The 14,134-nt window shown below is 66.3% G+C and carries 11 protein-coding genes and 1 riboswitch; of the genes, 9 read left to right on the top strand and 2 right to left on the bottom strand.

Features of this window, described 5'->3' with window-relative positions:
- Nucleotides 1-696, top strand: a 696-nt coding sequence (locus tag ACYVM4_RS17675; RefSeq protein WP_460669375.1) for a LacI family DNA-binding transcriptional regulator, incomplete at its 5' end; no start/stop codon positions are given.
- Between the two features lie 567 nt (nucleotides 697-1,263).
- On the opposite strand, the gene ACYVM4_RS17680 is transcribed toward ACYVM4_RS17675, so the two are convergent.
- Together ACYVM4_RS17680 and ACYVM4_RS17685 are read right to left on the bottom strand one after the other, a co-directional pair.
- Nucleotides 1,264-1,479 (bottom strand): VOC family protein, encoded by a 216-nt coding sequence (locus tag ACYVM4_RS17680; protein ID WP_368823475.1) that lies wholly within the window; start codon nucleotides 1,477-1,479, stop codon nucleotides 1,264-1,266.
- Between the two features lie 240 nt (nucleotides 1,480-1,719).
- Entirely contained in the window at nucleotides 1,720-1,962 is a 243-nt protein-coding gene (locus ACYVM4_RS17685; RefSeq protein WP_368823476.1) for a hypothetical protein, read from the bottom strand.
- Between the two features lie 608 nt (nucleotides 1,963-2,570).
- Between ACYVM4_RS17685 and ACYVM4_RS17690 the strand changes: the two genes are divergently transcribed.
- The 8 genes from ACYVM4_RS17690 to ACYVM4_RS17725 all read left to right on the top strand — a co-directional run bounded on the left by ACYVM4_RS17690 (nucleotide 2,571) and on the right by ACYVM4_RS17725 (nucleotide 13,718).
- Nucleotides 2,571-3,086, top strand: coding sequence for a putative immunity protein (locus tag ACYVM4_RS17690; protein WP_460669376.1), 516 nt, complete (start codon nucleotides 2,571-2,573; stop codon nucleotides 3,084-3,086).
- Nucleotides 3,087-3,513: 427 nt separating this feature from the next.
- Nucleotides 3,514-5,010: an amino acid permease gene (locus ACYVM4_RS17695; RefSeq protein ID WP_460669377.1), complete on the top strand. Its 1,497-nt coding sequence runs from the start codon at nucleotides 3,514-3,516 to the stop codon at nucleotides 5,008-5,010.
- Between the two features lie 1,051 nt (nucleotides 5,011-6,061).
- Nucleotides 6,062-7,210, top strand: coding sequence for an FAD-dependent oxidoreductase (locus ACYVM4_RS17700; protein ID WP_460669378.1), 1,149 nt, complete (start codon nucleotides 6,062-6,064; stop codon nucleotides 7,208-7,210).
- Between the two features lie 68 nt (nucleotides 7,211-7,278).
- Nucleotides 7,279-7,776 carry a DUF1990 family protein gene (locus ACYVM4_RS17705; RefSeq protein ID WP_460669379.1) on the top strand — a complete coding sequence of 166 codons (498 nt, stop codon included), beginning with the start codon at nucleotides 7,279-7,281 and terminating at the stop codon, nucleotides 7,774-7,776.
- Nucleotides 7,777-8,107: 331 nt separating this feature from the next.
- Nucleotides 8,108-8,207: riboswitch (glycine riboswitch) on the top strand.
- A 471-nt stretch (nucleotides 8,208-8,678) separates the two neighbouring features.
- Nucleotides 8,679-10,136, top strand: a complete 1,458-nt coding sequence (gene cycA, locus ACYVM4_RS17710) for a D-serine/D-alanine/glycine transporter (protein ID WP_460669380.1) — start codon at nucleotides 8,679-8,681, stop codon at nucleotides 10,134-10,136.
- A gap of 133 nt (nucleotides 10,137-10,269) precedes the next feature.
- Nucleotides 10,270-10,467 carry a hypothetical protein gene (locus ACYVM4_RS17715; RefSeq protein WP_460669381.1) on the top strand — a complete coding sequence of 66 codons (198 nt, stop codon included), beginning with the start codon at nucleotides 10,270-10,272 and terminating at the stop codon, nucleotides 10,465-10,467.
- 1,511 nt (nucleotides 10,468-11,978) lie between these two features.
- Entirely contained in the window at nucleotides 11,979-13,472 is a 1,494-nt protein-coding gene (locus ACYVM4_RS17720) for an amino acid permease (RefSeq protein ID WP_368823482.1), read from the top strand.
- A 57-nt stretch (nucleotides 13,473-13,529) separates the two neighbouring features.
- Nucleotides 13,530-13,718, top strand: a complete 189-nt coding sequence (locus ACYVM4_RS17725) for a hypothetical protein (RefSeq protein WP_368823483.1) — start codon at nucleotides 13,530-13,532, stop codon at nucleotides 13,716-13,718.
- Nucleotides 13,719-14,134: the final 416 nt, after the last annotated feature.

The raw sequence follows: 14,134 nt of genomic DNA on the forward strand, positions 1-14,134 counted from the left end.
GCCCTCGATGCGCTGCTGCGTGACCGGTGCGAGGTAGTGATCCTGCTGGGCAGCTCACTGCCCCAGGATCGTCTCGAGCAGATCAGCGCGACCCTGCCGGTCGTCTCCGTCACCCGCGCCTTCGACGCCCTGTCCTTCGACAGCGTGGCCACCGACGACCACCGCGGCGCAGTCCTGGCCGTGGAGCACCTTCTCGGCCTGGGGCACCGGCGGATCGCCTACGTCGACGCCGACCGCGAGGCCGGCGGGGCGCGGCGCCGGGCCGGCTACCAGGACGCCATGGCCGCTGCGGGCCTCGGCGACCGGATGCTGATCGTGCCCGGGGCCGCCTCGGAGGCCGGCGGTGCCGCCGCCATCACCGGGCTCCTGGCCCAGGACCCCTCCCCGACGGCCGTTCTGGCCTTCAACGACCGCTGCGCCGTCGGGGTGGTCAGCCAGGCGCGGGTCCTGGGCCGGTGCGTGCCCGGGGACCTGTCGGTGGTCGGCTTCGACGACTCCGAGCAGGCCTCCCTGCCCTACCTCGACCTCACCACCCTCGCCCAGGACCCCCGCCTGCTCGCGGGCACCGCCGTGGACCTGGCGCTGCGCCGCCTCGACGCCACGGCGGAAGTCACCGCCGTGACCGGCGAGCACGTCGTGCTTCCCGCCCAGCTCGTGGCCCGCTCCAGTACCGCACCTGCCCCGGCCAGCCTGTAATGGGCCATGTGTGAAGCGCGGGCGAGCGGGGCTCCCCGCCCACCAGTCGTGCGGTGGTCTTGGCCTCCCGGATCGCTCCGCCGGCCGTCTTCGGGGCCCGGAAGCTGTGTCCTGCGAGCTGATTCGTCATCAGCGGCACACCGCATGATGGAAGGCGCTTCAGATGGGACGCCTGTCGACGACGGGCGAATACTGAGCAGATGCGACGGGGTGGTCTCTCGTCACGACCGCACCCTTTTCGACCGTCGTTCACAGCCCGCCCGCAAGGTGCAACCACATCAAGCCGTATTCCTGGGAGGTCCTCAGGCTCAGCGTCTCACCGTAGAACCGCCTGGCCTCTTGGAGATCGTGGACGGCCAGTCCGCTGCAGGCCGTGGCATCGGTAGGCATCGACGACTCTCCTTCGAGTTCGGTCCAGTGGACCTGCTCTCATCTCCCGCGCCGGCGCCGAGGACCGCCCCTGAACACTGCCGCCATGATGTCCCCGAAGGCCTCTGCCGGGTAGTGATGTTCTGGGGTTTCCGGTCCCTCCGACCGCCGGAGCACCAATGAGGGTCTGCGAAAGGTTCAGGCGGGCGCGAGAATCAGTTGCCAGGGAATCCCGAAGCGGCCCGCCAGCCATCCACAGCGCTGGCTGAAGGGGTATTCCTGCAGCTCCATGAGCACGGTCGCTCCCCCGGAAAGGCGGTCGAACACCTGGTCGAGTTCTTGGGCCCGGTCGAACTCGACGACCAAGGACATCATCGGTGTGAACCCGAAGGGGTGGGGTTGGCCGTTGTCCATGGCCCGGAACTATCGACCAGCCAGGACGAACTGTGCGGCACGGACGGCTCCTTCGGCCTCTTCCTCCCCGGATCCGCGCTGGTCCACGGACAGGACTTGCGAGTCCTCGGACACAGAGGTGCAGCGCGTCATGGCCTCCTCCGCCCGACCGTGGTGGTCGGGCGGCGAACATCGAACAGGCAGCGATCTTCTGCACGGCGTCCTCCTGGTGAGGGCGAGCCGATCCTCCGGGGTTGCCGGTCAGGAGTGGCGCAGCAGGCGGATCCGCTCCAGGGCAACGTCCAACGGCACACCGGGAACGTCCTCGACGTCGAGGCTGGTGAACACTCCCCACCCTGTCAGGACGGCACCCATCGCGGTGATGGCCCCCAAGGGCCAGTGGGGCCCGTGCCCCGCTGACATCGCCATGACCATGCAGACCAGGGATCCCAGGAGCAACAGTGCCCCCGCGCTGAGGGTGGTCTCGGCGATCCGGTGCTTCATGTCGGCCAGCCTTCCAGGGGTAGAGGCCGACCGAGGGACGACCCGAATGCACAAAGAACATGACATGTCATGAACTGGACAAAAGTCTAACCCGCCGTGCCACCCAGGCGCACCAATTGGCGAACGTGTTACCGAAACGTAACTAGGGGGGGTGGAATCAGCGGGAATCACGACGCAGGACACCGTCACCCAGGATCGTGGTGTCCTCTGGGCGGCGGTCGCGCATGCGGGCGGGTTCGACGGGATCGTGTGGATGAGCCGGCACCACAAGACGAGCAGGGCCTACGTGTTCTCCGCCGACCCCACCGGAACCGGTGACTTCGCCGTGCACCCTGACCCGGACAGGGTGCGCGCGTTCGCCTTCGCCAAGGACCTCGACCGGTTCACCCGTCTGCTCGCCCCGCTCAACGTGGCCATCACCGGCCCGTCAGCGCGGGCCTGCACCACCCGCCAAGCGCACGCGCACGCGCACGCGCATGCGCACGCGCCACCGTTGCACCTCCGCTCGAATCAATGGGCAGGGACGGCTGCTGAGGAGTCGGCCGGCGGCTCCCGGGTGGGCGAGAATAGGTTCTCCGGTGACACGCCTGTCCGGGGAGCTGCCGACCATGATCCTGCCGAAAGTACACGATCCGCGTCTGGTGACGATCCGCCGCGGTGGGACCCTGACGGAGCCGGATCATCACCTACTCGCTCTCTGGGCGGCCGCATGCGCTGAGCACGTCCTGTACCTGTTCGAGTCCGCGCACCCCGAGGATCCGCGACCGCGCCTGGCCATCGAGCACGCCCGCGCCTGGGTGCGCGGTGAGGTCACGATGATGGCCTCTCGCGCAGCAGGAGGCCATGCCATGGGCGCGGCGCGCGACAAGCGAGGGGCAGCTCGATACGCCGCCTACGCAGCTGGTCAGGCCGCCGCGGTGGCCCATGTCGCCGCCCATGACCTCGGTGCGGCGGCGTACGCGATCAAGGCCGTACGAGCCGCCGCTGTCCCCGGTGATGTTGAAGCCGCGGGGCGAGTGGAATGCCGGTGGCAGCGTGCGCAGCTGCCCGAGCCGATTCGCCAGCTCGTGCTGAAGGACCAGCGCATGCGCAACGACATCTGCTGGTCGGTGTTCACCTGCTGACCAGGAATCGGGACGGATCGCACGGAGGGCAACACCCCGCCTGCAACCAGTAGGCACGGATGCTGATGAGGCGGGAGTCGGTGTTGTTCCGTTGATTCGTACGGCAAACCGGCCAAAGATCCCGGCAGATCGGGTCAGTAGGTGTGAGCGGTGGCGGCCGGACGGGACTGGACCTGGAGGTGATGAAAGCACATCACCCTGGCCGCGATGAGGCCAGCCAGTCTCACCGCCGTCATCGTTGCCCTCACCGGACGCGGTTCGTCCCCTGACGGCTTCAGTGGTGGCTCTGTGGTGCGGCTTCGGCTGATGTCATACTTCAGTCCTGTGTCCATGCCTGTGCCGGCCGGCACTTCCTGGATGGCCCGCAACAGCTGCATCTCCCTTATCTCAACGACCTCAACAGATTAATAAGGATCGAGGACGATTCATGTCCACTCCGGAAAACACCCCAGGTGAGTCGAACTACTCCCGCCCTGTCTCACCTGAGACCTCGGCAGGGCAGATTGTCACCCACAAGAAGCTGCGCTCCCGACATGTGATGATGATCACCCTCGGCGGTATCATCGGCGCGAGTCTTTTCGTGGGTTCGGGCAATGTCATTCGCGCAGTCGGCCCCGCCGCAATCCTGTCTTACCTCATTGGCGGCCTGCTCGTTTTCCTCGCGATGCGCATGCTCGGCGAGATGGCGGCGGCGCGGCCCACTATTGGCTCGTTCATGGAATACGCACGCGTCGGCCTCGGCGATTGGGCGGCCTACCTCGTGGGCTGGCTCTACTGGTATTTCTGGGTCGGTGTCCTCGCCTACGAGGCAGTTCTCGGCGGTGAGACCCTGCACTCATGGTTCGTGTTCCTCCCGTCCTGGACATGGTCGCTGATCCTGATTCTGATTTTCATCGGCACGAACGCCATTTCGGTGCGCACCTTCGGCGAGGTGGAGTTCTGGCTTGCGAGCATCAAAGTATTGGCCATTGTGGTCTTCCTCGGTGCCGGTCTGCTTTTCGCGCTCGGACTGTGGCCGAACTCGACCCTCGCCGTCCCGAACCTTTGGGAACACGGCGGTTTCGCCCCGAACGGCTTCGGCATTGCCTTCACCGGCGTCGCGCTGGTGATCTTCTCCTACTTCGGCACGGAGATCGCGGTGATGGCCGCTGCCGAGTCGGAAGACCCCGCGAAGGGCATCCGGCAGGCGACGAGCACCGTCATCTGGCGCATCCTGCTGTTTTTCGTCGGTGCCGTGCTCATCATCACCATGGTGATCCCCTGGAATGACCTGCCCGAGCCGATCAACGTGGCCACCGCGCCCTTCACGCAGGTGTTCGCGCTGCTGGGTCTGCCCGGAGCGGCGATAATTATGCAGTTCGTTATTTTCACGGCAGTCATCTCGGTGCTGAACTCTGGCCTGTACTCGGCATCCCGCATGTTCGCGGCCCTCGCCGATCAAGGCTTCGCGCCGAGATTCGTCGCCAAGCGCTCCAGGAATGGCGTGCCCATGTGGGCGCTCATCGCTTCCACGAGCGGCGCGGTCATCGCCACGATTGTGAACTTCGCAGCCCCCGGCTCCGGCATCTTTGACTTCATCATGAATTCAGCCGGCCTCGTGGCCCTTTTCGTGTACGTCTTCGTCTCGCTCACTCAAATGCGGCTCCGCCAGAAGATGACTCCCGAAGAGGTCGCAGGGCTCAAGCTGAAGATGTGGTTGCACCCCTGGCTGAACATTCTGCTGATCGCCGCGATCGTCGGTGTGTTCGTGGTGATGCTCTTCTCGGAGGGCGGCCGCAATCAGGTATGGACCAGCCTCATCGCCACGGGTGTACTCATCATCTTCTGGCCTCTCGTGCGCAAGAATCTCAAGAAACGAAAGATCCGCCTCAACGCCGAGATCATCCAAGAGGAAATAGACGGCGGGACCATTACCCAACACTGAGGTCTTCCCACCAGGAGGATGTGGTGGGTGGAGGTGACGGTCGACGAGGCGAGCAGATCCAAGAGCTCTCTCAGGACGGTTTCGACAGGACCATAGAGGTCCGTCGTGGAAGTGGTTGAGCGGTTGGCTTCACCAAGGATGTGTGATCTGGCCTGGGTCCATGCGAAGGGGTGGCAGCGGTCGTTCCAGCCGGTGACGAACGGAAGATGCGACTAGGTCTCCTGGCGCCCTCCGTCCGCCCAGCATCGCCTCGGATATCCGCTCATCGGCGCGTGAAAGTCCTGTGCCGGCGGCGGTCAGGTCGTCAGGAACCTGGCTCGGCACAGCGTCGCGAAATCGGGCTCACGGGAGTTCCAACAGATGCGAGAACACCCGCGCGCTCGTGTTCGATAACACTTTTGTGTGTAGCAGTGGGTTTTAGGCTCTCCACCTCTCAGTCCGGATTTCTTCCGCAAAGACGAGATGTGTACGGTCTCAGGGGATCAGCGCACGTCGGTTCCGTATCTGTCGAGCACGCGGTGCGGGTCGACGTCGTTGAACCCGATCGCAGATGTGTCCGCAACGGACAGCACGTCGTCCCCAAGGCCATCGTCGCGTCGGCACCGCCAGTACGCCCAGCACACCACCCTCCGAACTCGGAGTGGGCGTGCATGCCGGTGGCATAGGATCTGTCGCCGAGCGCTCGGTGGCGGATCCACTCAGCGATCAGCGTGGCGACCTGCCGGCTGTCTTCCCCCAGGGTGCCCAAGGCCCTTGCTGTTGCGTCTCAGTTCAGCGCACAGAGGGAGATTCAGGGCGGCGATCGTTTCCGCGGCTGTGAGGTCGACCCAGCGCACGGGGTCCTCAACTTGGAGGACGTCGAGCAATCGAGGCTGATGCGCCAAGAGGAGGCGTCGATGATGGAGGTGTCTACGTCACCCGCGCGTGTGACTCCGTAGGTGACACTCTGGTGTCCCCATGACTCCGAGGTGCGTTTCGCGCTCCGGCGTCACGGTTCCGACGGGCATCTCGCTGACACCGTCCCCACTCGAGATGTGGAGCAGCAAGAGACATGAACACCTCCAAATACGTTGTTGTGGGAGCAGGTCTCGCCGGCGCGGCCACCGCCTGGCACCTGGCTTCCCGTGGCCACGAAGTGACCGTGCTGGAGCGGTCCACCCCAGCTAACGAGTGGGGCAGCTCCCACGGGTCTGCTCGTATCTTCCGCTACGCGTATCCGGACCTGGGGTACACCCGGATGGTGATCGATGCCAGGCGTGGCTGGGACGAGCTCGAGCGGCTCAGCGATCGGCGGCTGATCACCCCTACGGGGTCGGTCGACCATGGCTCCGTGCGCCGACCGCGGCAGCTGGCGGAGGTCCTGCAGTCGGCGGGGGTGGAGCACGAGCTGCTGAGCCCCGCACAGGCCCGGCATCGCTGGCCGCAGCTGGTGTTCGACACTGAAGTGCTGTGGCATCCCGGCGCCGGGGTGCTCGATGCCGAGACCACGGTCACCACGATGGTGGAGCTCGCCGTGACCCAGGGGGCGCAGATCAGGACCGAGTGGGAGCTGAGTTCGGTGACGCGGTCGGGGAACGGCTTCCGCCTGACCTCCTTCACCGGAGAGGTCCTGGAGGCCGAGCGCATCATCGTGTGCGCCGGTGGCTGGCTGCCGGTCCTGCTGAGCGAGTTGAGCCTTCCCGACGCCTTCGTGCAGCAGATGCCCTCCTTGCAGGTGCGCCAGGAACAGGCCTACCACTTCCCCTACAAGGAGGCCCGTGAGGCATCGGCGACGCCGTGGCCCACGTTCATCCACCTGAGCGAGAACCTGCAGATCTATGGTCTCCCTGGGGGGCGCGATGCCCAGTTCCAGGGACAGAAGGTCGCGAAGTTCAACGGTGGCAAGGTCCTGTCCTCCGCCCGGGCCCAGGACCAGATCATGGACGAGAGCAACCGTCAGCAGGTGATGGACTACGTCACGCGCTACCTGCCCGGTGTCGTGCCCGAGCCCTACGCCGAGACCACCTGCCTGTTCACCAACACCCCGAACGAAGACTTCGTGCTCGACACGGTGGACAACATCACGGTGGTCTCCCCCTGTTCGGGCCACGGCGGGAAGTTCGCTCCTCTGATCGGGGAGATGGCCGCCGACCTGGCCACCGGCCGCGGTCAGGTGCCGGAAGTCTTCCGGGTCTTCGGCCGTCATCAGTACCATCAATAGGCAAGTGCCGTGGCTGGGCGGCCGATACTCGACCATGTGTAAAGCGTTCGCTTGGCACAGTGGCCGCCATGACCCTGCTGGATCGCCCGCTGTCGTATCCGGAGGTCGGCGCCACCGCCGGGCACTTGCCCGACGGGTACGAGGACCTGGTGGTCCACCGGGTCATCGGCCACGGTGAGTCGACGTTTCACGGAACCGCGGATCGCCTGCTGAGCTGGCATATGCACCGAGCAGTGGGCTTGACCGTCACGGCCACCTGTTGTCGTGTCGAGCCGGGCAGCCGTGTGCGCCTGCGCCTGGGTCGGCACCTGTTGCGGATGTCGTTCGCTTGCCAGGTGGTCTATGTCGTGGAGGACGAGCGCTGTCGCGGATTCGCCCACGGCACTCTGCGGGGCCACCCCGAACGAGGCGAGGAAAGATTCTGTGTCGATTGGCAGGACGACGATGCGGTCGTGTTCACCCTTACCGCGTTCTCCCGCCCGGGAACGTGGGCGTCCCGTGCCGTTGCGCCGGTCAGCCGCCGACTGCAGCAGCGCTGCAGTCGGCGGTACATCCAGGCCCTGTAACGCCTCCTCGAGGATCGGCGGGCGCACGCCACGAGAACCGCGACGCCGTGATGTGAATTCCTGACGGATGGCTTCCGGGTCATCGCCAGCATTTTGGGTGAGATTGACGGTGGCGGCCGACGGCCCTCCTGCCGGGCGCGGCGGGTCCGGGGGGCCGCCTGGGCGACGACAAAGTGGTGGTACAGGGGATCGAGTCGCACCGGCTTGCTTCACGTGGGCCGGCCAGTGGCCACGGGGTGGGCGTGGCCGGGGAGCCACGAGATGTCCGGCGTCTTGCGCTCCGGATCGAGGTCCGACTACGGTGTGAGCGCAGTCACATAGCAAGCGCCGTTGACGTGCGGCGGGAGAGTCCCGTCCAGCAGCATCGGTCGGGCGCCGTAGGAGCAATTCCTCCCCGGGAAACTCTCAGGCACCCGTACCGCCGCACAGAGGCACATCTGGAAAGTAGCGCGGTGTTCGCCGTGCTCGCCGAAGGAGCAAGCCCCACCACGAGCGGGTGCGGCGGAAACTCTCAGGCTGTCCAACAGATCGGGGAGGCGCCCACAGCCCGCGCGGGTCGACCGCGCAGAATCCTGGAGTTCCTCAATGACGATCACCTCGGACCCACCGCATCGGCGCCGCTTTGATGCTGCCCACCCCACCCCTGGGTGGAGCGCTGGGTGCGCCCGCAGGAATCCGCCGAGCCCAGCACGAAGCTGAATAATCTGGCTTCCTGGGCGAGCTGAGCGGACCTCTGGTCCATCGGTCCTCCCGCGCGCAACGTCTCTGATCTAGGGCCATGGCTTGTAAGGACCTGCCCACCCCCGCAGCGGCGTTCTGCGCCCCAGCATGCGAGGCCCGGGCCGACGTCCCGCGCCGTCTTCCATTACCCGTCCGAAGTTCTGATCGAAAGTGACTCCACCATGAGTGCCACCCAGCAACCGCCTCATCTCGAGAGGGCGCTGTCCAACCGTCACATCCAGCTCATCGCGATCGGCGGTGCCATCGGCACCGGCCTGTTCATGGGCTCGGGCAAGACCATTTCGGTGGCCGGGCCCTCGGTGATCTTCGTGTACATGATTATCGGCTTCATGCTCTACTTCGTCATGCGTGCCATGGGCGAGCTGTTGCTGAGCAACCTGGAGTACAAGAACTTCGGGGACTTCGCCGGTGACATCCTCGGTCCTTGGGCGGCCTTCTTCACCGGCTGGACCTACTGGTTCTGCTGGGTCGTCACCGGCATCGCCGATGTGGTCGCGATCGCCCACTACGTCTCCTTCTGGTGGCCCGACCTGCCCCTGTGGATCCCGGCCGTGGCCTGCATCCTGCTGCTGCTGGCCCTGAACCTGCCCACGGTGCGCGCCTTCGGGGAGACCGAGTTTTGGTTCGCGCTGATCAAGATCATCGCCATCATCGCCCTGATCGTGGTGGGTCTGGTCATGATCGTCACCAGCTTCGAGACCGAAGGCTCCCGCGCGGGGTTCTCCAACCTGTGGGCGCACGGAGGCATGTTCCCCACCGGCTTCATGGGCTTCGTGGCCGGGTTCCAGATCGCCGTGTTCGCCTTCGTGGGCATCGAACTCGTCGGGACCACCGCCGCCGAGGCCAAGGACCCGGAGGTCACCCTCCCGCGGGCGATCAACTCCATCCCGATCCGGGTGCTGCTCTTCTACGTCGGGTCACTGATCGTCCTCATGGCCGTGCGCCCCTGGACCACCTACAGCGCCGACGAGTCCCCGTTCGTGGGCATGTTCGCCCTCGCCGGCCTCGTAGGGGCCGCCGGGGTGGTGAACTTCGTCGTGCTGACCTCGGCGACTTCCTCGGCCAACTCCGGGATCTACTCCACCTCCCGGATGGTCTACGGGCTCGCCCAGGAGGGTGATGCGCCGAAGTCCTTCGCCCGGCTCTCCTCCCGCAAGGTCCCGCGCAACGCGCTGCTGTTCTCCTGCATGTTCCTGCTGGCCGGTGTGGCGCTGCTCTACGCCGAGGGCAGTGTGGCCGAGGCCTTCACCATGGTCACCACCATCTCGGCGCTGTGCTTCATGTTCGTGTGGTCCATCATCATGGTCAGCTACATCGTCTACCGCCGCCGCCGCCCCCAGCTGCACGCCGCCAGCAAGTTCAAGATGCCTGGGGGCACTTTCATGCCCTACGTGGTACTGGCGTTCTTCGGCTTCGTCATCTGGGCGCTGACCACCCAGCCCGACACGCTCACAGCCCTGGCCCTGACCCCGCTGTGGTTCCTGGCCCTGGGCATCGGCTATCTGGTGCTGCGCCGCAACCCCCAGCACGCCGCCATCCGCGCCCTGCACGAGGCCAAGGTCCGCCAGGAGCACAAGGACAAGGAGACCACCCCGGCGGAGCCCGTCCGCGCACCCTGACCTTCCACGGCAGTCCCACAACAGGTGCCCTGCCGGTCCTTGATGACCGGAGGTCCCCACGGGTGCACCCGTGGGGACCTCCGGTCATCCTCCCCCGGCACCCCCTATGCTCCTCCTCCAGGAGATCCCGCTCATGACCACCACCGGGCACCGGACAACCCGCCTCGGCGACCTCGCTCAGCTGCGTTCCGGGGACACGGTGGAGGCGCGCCGCTACGACACGGTGCTCTACCGGGGGCAGGTCGACGGCCTCGTCGCGAAGCTGGGCATTCTGTGGCTGCAACACGGCCCGTGGCAGGAACGCGTCCTACCGGAAACCACCGAGTCATGAGACCAGGTGTTATGTGGGCTCAGGCGTTTTCGCGGGGTAACCGTGGGAACGACTCCAGCCATTGGAGGCGATGGCGCGATGATGGGCGACCCGGCATGCCGCTGAACAGAACCGGCGGTCGGCGCGGCCGGTCATCCGCTCTCCGCACTGTTCGGATGGCCACGTCGGCTTCTCAGCGGCCTTCTCTGCTCGAACGAGAGCCAGCCTGCACCGATTCGAGCAGTACATGCGTCGCCGGCGTTTCGACGGGGCCAGGAGGAAGGGCGTGGTGCAGTTCTCGCAGTGATGCAACCCCCAGTCTTCCGTGAACTCTCGAACGGCAATGGCGTAGAGAGATACCTTGCTCCCCTGACCCCCGTTGGGCGTGTTGATGCAGTCGTTGCACACCAAGACGGGTGCTGCGGCCCTGAAGGCGTGCCCGGGGGGGCCGGCGACCTTCCATGCACCGCGGGAGGACGCCGGGGTTTTCGTCGGTGATCGGCTTCTCGCAGATGGGGCACTCCCGAACTGCTGTTTCCGTATTCGTTACCGTGACGTTCATGCCATCATTTGTGGGCATCATCGGCGGTAGCACCTGGTCGCAAAACTTGGTCGGCCGTTGCTGGCCCTCCTGGAGACGGTGCACAGCGTCTGCATGGCCGCGAAGAAGCACCAGTGGATGGTCGATGATCAGCTGTGGGAACTGATCGCTTCGCTGATCCCTCCCCAGCCCCCGCCTCGAGGCCCCGGCGGCAGACCGTGGATTGACGACCGGACCGCCCGGGCAAGCTGCACGCGAACAAGGGCTACGACCGCACCGAAGTCACCCTGCTCCCGCTTCTCCTGCTCGCTGTCACGCTCATCGGCCTCCGCCGACTGCGCCAGGCCACTGAGTGATGAGACCAGGTGTTAGCCGCCGACCAACGCGTGACCCGCTTCGTCGGCGACGGCCAGCTGTGGGCGCCGCTGGTCATCCAGGACCGCGTCCGCGCCGCGCTGCGGCAGGAGCCGGTGGAGCAGGTTGGGGCTGCCCGGTGGTACGTCGCGGAGGAGGGTGGTTGGGCGATCGGCCTGGTGGCCTCCACTCGGAGAAGGACGGGCGTGGAAGTCGGCTACTGGGGGGTCCCCGAGCACTGGGGTTGCGAGTGTCCGGGGCCATGGTCTGCCTGGTTGTGGTCATGGCCCCGGGTGTCTACGGAGGGGTCCGGCTGACTGCCCGCGTCGCCTCGGTCAACGCCGCCTCGGCCCGTCTTCACCCACCGCGGCTTTGGGCTCGAGGTCAACCAGATGTCCTGGATCACTACGTGCTGGTGCAGGCGTAGTAGCTGGGAAGGACCGCCGAGAAACCTCTACTGCACCCTCTGCATCGTCGTGCGGCGAAGCGGCCGCTCCACGGCCCTGAGCGTGGGCGGCTGTGGTCGACCACCCGATCGGGACGTTCACGAACCAGAGTTGGGGCAAGACGTAGCCGGTCGAAGAGGAGTATTCTCCGGAATCACTTGGTGGTTCCGCCCACTCGACGGGGAGTTTTCATGAGCATCTTCAGGACCAAGTCCATCGAGCAGTCCATCCGCGACACCGAGGAGCCCGAGCACCAGCTCAAGAAGAACCTCGGGGCCTTGGACCTCATCGTCTTCGGGGTCGGAGTCTCCATCGGTGCCGGCATCTTCGTGCTCACCGGACAGGCCGCGGCCAGCCACGCCGGACCGGGCATCGCGATCTCCTTCCTCATCGCGGGACTGGCCTGCGCCCTGGCAGCACTGTGCTACGCAGAGCTGGCCTCGGCCGTGCCGGTGGCCGGATCCGCCTACACCTTCTCTTTCGCCACCCTGGGCGAGGTGGTCGCCTGGACCATCGGCTGGGACCTGGTGCTGGAGTTCACCGTCGGCGCCGCGGCCTTGGCCACGTCCTTCAGCCAGTACCTCGCCGTCGTCCTGGCCAACACCCCCTTCGCCATTCCGGAGGCACTGACCTCCGCCGACAAGGGGATCATGAACCTGCCCGCGGGCCTGCTGATCCTGGGCCTGACGGTGGTGCTGGTCAGCGGGGTGAAACTGTCCAGTCGGATCAACCAGGTGGTCACGGCCATCAAGCTCGCCGTGGTGCTGCTGGTGATCGTGGTGGGCATCGGTTTCATCAACGTCGCGAACTGGTCCCCGTTCATCCCCCCGGCCCAGGGCACCAGCGCCGATGGGAGCGCCGGGCTGCACACCCCGCTCATTCAGAGCATCTTCGGCCTGGAGCCCACCACCTTCGGCATCGGCGGGCTGTTCTCGGCCGCGGCGGTGGTGTTCTTCGCCTTCATCGGCTTCGACGTCATCGCCACCACCGCCGAGGAGACCAGGAACCCGCAGCGCAACCTGCCCATCGGCATCCTCGGCTCCCTGGCCATCGTCACCATCCTCTACATGGCCGTCTCCCTGGTCATCACCGGCATGCGGCCCTACACCGACATCGACCCGGCCGACGGCGCCCCGTTGGCCACCGCCTTCACCGCCGTGGGCGCCCCGTGGGTGGGCGGGATCATCGCCGTGGGTGCGTGCATCGGTTTGATCGTGGTGGCCATGATCTTGTTCCTGGGTCAGACCCGGGTGGGTTTCGCGATGGCCCGCGACGGCCTCCTGCCCGAGCCCTTGGCCCGGGTCCACCACCGGTTCCGCACCCCGCACCGGATCACGATCATCGCCGGTGTCGTCATCGCCGTGATCGCCACCTTCGTTCCGCTCACGACTCTGGCGGAACTGGTCAACATCGGCACCCTGGCCGCCTTCGTCGTCGTCTCCCTGGGTGTGATCGTGCTGCGCCGGACCCGGCCCGATCTTCCCCGGTCCTTCCGGGTGCCGTTCGTGCCGGTCATTCCGATCCTGGCGGTGGTCATCTGCCTCTACCTGATGCTCAACCTCACCGGGGCCACCTGGATCCGGTTCGGCGTGTGGATGCTGATCGGTTTCGTCGTCTACTTCACCTACTCCCGCAAGCACAGCGTCCTGGCCCGGCGCGAACGCGAGGCCGCCGCCAGCCAATAGGCCCCGCACCTGCCTCGCGCCGGGGCCCACCGGCGCGCCACACGAGGGGAAGCCACCATGATCGAGGCGCTGATCCTAGCGGTGCCCGTGCTGGGGATGTACGCGATGATCGGGCGCCTGGCCATCCCGCCACGAGAACGCCTGCCGCTCAACGAGCTGGGATGGGCGGGGTGGATCCACACCCTGCGCCGCAGCTTCACCGTCCTGGGCGACTGCGCCCAGCCCGGCAGCACCCGGCCTCTCTGATGATGTGTCGCCCCAGCGCCCGCCCGGGCACAGCCCGGCACCGGTGAAGTCCGGTATCGCGGGATCCGAGGTGCACGAACCTGTCCCCGCGCCGAGACCGGTGACGGGCCGCCCGGCGCCGCACCGCCGAAGTCCACCTACATCAACCGGCCGAGTGATGCGGCCGGGTCCACGTGAGGTCGCCGGCAGACGGTGATGCAGGGACCAGTACGCCCACGAAGCATTGTCGTCAGGTTGGTCCTTGGCGGCGCGTTCCGTCTGGGAAGCCGCTACGCTCTGGAATCATCACTGGTCCTCGCCGACGGCGTCGAGGTCTGTTCCGCCCCGCCGGGGGCTTCCGACAGACAGGATCCACCCATGAACGCACAGAATCCCAAGTCCCTCCTGCGGCGGATGCCCATCGATCTCGTCGAGGA

This window comes from Kocuria himachalensis, from assembly GCF_054784195.1.

What these genes read in the sequence shown, in the direction of transcription:
- ACYVM4_RS17680 (WP_368823475.1), bottom strand. Translation starts at nt 1,479, where the DNA reads ATGGACAACGGCCAACCCCACCCCTTCGGGTTCACACCGATGATGTCC.
- ACYVM4_RS17685 (WP_368823476.1), bottom strand. Translation starts at nt 1,962, where the DNA reads ATGAAGCACCGGATCGCCGAGACCACCCTCAGCGCGGGGGCACTGTTG.
- ACYVM4_RS17690 (WP_460669376.1), top strand. Translation starts at nt 2,571, where the DNA reads ATGATCCTGCCGAAAGTACACGATCCGCGTCTGGTGACGATCCGCCGC.
- ACYVM4_RS17695 (WP_460669377.1), top strand. Translation starts at nt 3,514, where the DNA reads ATGTCCACTCCGGAAAACACCCCAGGTGAGTCGAACTACTCCCGCCCT.
- ACYVM4_RS17700 (WP_460669378.1), top strand. Translation starts at nt 6,062, where the DNA reads ATGAACACCTCCAAATACGTTGTTGTGGGAGCAGGTCTCGCCGGCGCG.
- ACYVM4_RS17705 (WP_460669379.1), top strand. Translation starts at nt 7,279, where the DNA reads ATGACCCTGCTGGATCGCCCGCTGTCGTATCCGGAGGTCGGCGCCACC.
- cycA (WP_460669380.1), top strand. Translation starts at nt 8,679, where the DNA reads ATGAGTGCCACCCAGCAACCGCCTCATCTCGAGAGGGCGCTGTCCAAC.
- ACYVM4_RS17715 (WP_460669381.1), top strand. Translation starts at nt 10,270, where the DNA reads ATGACCACCACCGGGCACCGGACAACCCGCCTCGGCGACCTCGCTCAG.
- ACYVM4_RS17720 (WP_368823482.1), top strand. Translation starts at nt 11,979, where the DNA reads ATGAGCATCTTCAGGACCAAGTCCATCGAGCAGTCCATCCGCGACACC.
- ACYVM4_RS17725 (WP_368823483.1), top strand. Translation starts at nt 13,530, where the DNA reads ATGATCGAGGCGCTGATCCTAGCGGTGCCCGTGCTGGGGATGTACGCG.